The following is a 279-nucleotide window of genomic DNA, read 5'->3' as shown; positions in this document are numbered from 1 at the left end:
CGGCTTCGACGACGCTCGCGCCGAAACGCTCCAGGTATGCCTTGGCCACGAGCCGGCTGTAGGTGTCATCGTCGGCAACCAGAATCGACTTGCCGGAGAAGTCGTCAAAGCGCTGGTTCACAGCTCGCCGGGTGCCGTTCTCGAAGAGCGCCTGCAGCGACGCGAAGAGTTCCATTGAGCTGCAGGACTTGCTGATCATGTCCTCCATGCCGGCGCGCCGCGCGAGCACGCGCGCGACGTTGCCCGGTTCCGACGTGTAGGCGGCCACCAGCACGTTGG

At 65.2% G+C, this 279-nt stretch carries 1 protein-coding gene; it reads right to left on the bottom strand.

The window, feature by feature from the left end; translation table 11 throughout:
- On the bottom strand, positions 1-279 hold a 279-nt coding region (locus EN824_RS34955; RefSeq protein ID WP_135933255.1), incomplete at both ends, for a response regulator.

This window comes from Mesorhizobium sp. M8A.F.Ca.ET.181.01.1.1 (assembly GCF_004792025.1).
Lineage (GTDB): Bacteria > Pseudomonadota > Alphaproteobacteria > Rhizobiales > Rhizobiaceae > Mesorhizobium.
The sequence above is the reverse complement of the archived record's forward strand: the minus strand, read 5'-3'. Positions and strand labels throughout refer to the sequence as shown.